The organism is Flavobacterium sp. (genome assembly GCF_023151265.1).
Lineage (GTDB): Bacteria > Bacteroidota > Bacteroidia > Flavobacteriales > Flavobacteriaceae > Flavobacterium.
The window spans coordinates 1-1816 of record NZ_JAKLJH010000231.1 but is presented as its reverse complement, the minus strand read 5'-3'; the positions used below and the strand labels follow the sequence as shown (position 1 = coordinate 1816).

At 31.3% G+C, this 1816-nt stretch carries 2 protein-coding genes; both read left to right on the top strand.

Features of this window, described 5'->3' with window-relative positions; genetic code table 11:
- The coding region (locus tag L6Q46_RS13875; protein ID WP_291284808.1) for a putative LPS assembly protein LptD at positions 1 to 1652 on the top strand (1652 nt) is incomplete at its 5' end.
- A gap of 13 nt (positions 1653 to 1665) precedes the next feature.
- Positions 1666 to 1816: Rid family hydrolase (locus tag L6Q46_RS13870; RefSeq protein ID WP_291284809.1), on the top strand; the 151-nt coding region annotated here is incomplete at its 3' end.

The following is a 1816-nucleotide window of genomic DNA, read 5'->3' as shown; positions in this document are numbered from 1 at the left end:
AAGATGCTAAGTCTTCGCCAAATTCAAGATTTTCGGCTTCGGTAAATTTAGGAAGTAGTCAATATTTTAGACAATCTGTTAATTTGAATAATATTGGATCAACAGTTAATAACAATTTAAGTTCATCTGTTTCCTATTCAAAGACTTTTCAAACGGTTCCGCAAGTAAATATGTCTATGTCTGCTACGCACTCTCAAAATACAAATACGCAACAGATAGATATGACACTTCCAACATTTCAAGCAAGTGTTGATCGTGTTTTCCCTTTTGCATCAAGAGACGGAATCAAAAAAGGAATTATTAAAAACATTAGTTTTCAATACAATATTAGAGGTGAAAATAGAATTCGTACTACAGATTCTTTATTCTTTAAACCTCAAATGTTTAGAGATGCAAGATCAGGCTTTCAACACTCTATTCCTATTAGTACTAACTTTAAAGTTTTTAAATATTTTAGTATTTCAGCAAGTGCTAATTACAATGAAGTATGGACTTTTAACACAATTGAAAAATTTTACAGTGCTACAGAAAATAAAGTAGTTACTGTAGATCAAAAAGGATTTGAATCTTATAGAACTTATAATTTTAATGCCGGTATTGGTACCACAATTTACGGAACATTCAATTTTGGAGAAGACAAGAAAATTGAAGCTATTCGTCATGTCATGAGACCTAATATTTCATATGGTTTTACTCCAAGTTTTGATCAATATTTTGAACGCTATGCTTTAGATGCTACTGGCATTAATTTTGATGATTATACGAAATTTGATGGAGGACTTTTTGGTTCGCCTTCAAATAATGTTTCCAATACAATGAATTTATCCTTAAGCAACACGTTTGAAGCTAAAGTAAAAGATAAAAACAGTAAGAAAGGTGAAACTAAAAAAGTAATGCTTTTAAACAATTTAAACTTTTCTACACGTTACGATTTTACTGCCGATTCATTAAAATTAAAAGAAATTTCAGTTAGTGGTGGAACACAATTGTTTAAACAAAAAATGAATATCAACTTTGCCGCTGTACTTGACCCTTATGCTATTGATAATTCAGGAAAAAGAATAGAAAAATTTAATATTGATAACGGAGGAAGTTTATTGAGATTACCTCGTGCCAATTTAACTTTAAACTATAGTTTTTCAAGTTCTGATGGCGATAAAAAAAGTAATACTTCTGATCAAAATGTTCAAAATGGTGGTCGTGAAGATGATTTATTTGGCGTTGGAGCTGATTTAAGTGATAATCGTCAAAGTTTGTTTGGAAAAGATAAAGAAGGCGATAAAAAAGAAAAAAATTCTGAATGGTACAATACAAAACTACCTTGGGATTTAAGAATTGCCTATTCTATAAATTATAACAATTCAAACCGACAAGACGAAATTGCTTCTCACTCTTTAATGGCTTCTGGAAATATTGAATTAGCGCCAAGATGGAAAGTTGGGTTTTCATCTGGATATGATTTTGTACAAAAAGGAGTTACGTTTACACAATTCCGTTTTGAAAGAGATTTAGAAAGTTGGAGAATGAGTTTCAACTGGGTTCCGTTTGGAACTAATACTTACTGGGGCTTTTTCATAGGAATTTCATCTTCTATCTTAAGCGATATTAAATACGACAAACGCCAATTACCAGACCGCGTTTTCAGACAATAATAAATCTTACAACATGAAAAAAATTATTTATACCGACAAAGCGCCTGCTCCTATTGGTCCTTATAACCAAGCGGTTTTGGTAGGCAACACTTTATATACTTCTGGACAAATTGCTTTAAATCCAGCTACTATGGAATTGGTTTTAGATGATATTGAAACCGAAA